Below are 306 nucleotides of genomic sequence, written 5' to 3' on the forward strand. Positions count from 1 at the left end.
GACGGCGCAAGCCCTCGGGAGTATGGCGTTTGAGGGTGGTGACATTATTCGCAACCGTATCGAGAAATATAACATTGACTGCGACTACCGGCCCGGCGGTATTTTTGCGGCATTCAATAAAACGCAAATGGGTCATCTTCAGGGTCAAAAAGCACTATGGGAGAGCCTTGGTCACCAAGGCCTAGAGATGCTCGATGGCGAAGCGATTCACAAAGAGATCGCGACGGATGCATATGTTGGCGGCTTACTCGATAAAACCGGCGCGCATGTCCATCCCTTGAATCTTTTGTTAGGCGAAGTGAGAGC

The 306-nt window shown here is 51.3% G+C and carries 1 protein-coding gene; it reads left to right on the top strand.

The genetic code is table 11. From position 1 onward, the window contains the following. Positions 1–306 (top strand): FAD-dependent oxidoreductase (locus tag A3750_RS15615; protein WP_156498632.1); only part of this gene is annotated, 306 nt, incomplete at both ends.

This window comes from Oleiphilus sp. HI0079 (assembly GCF_001635105.1).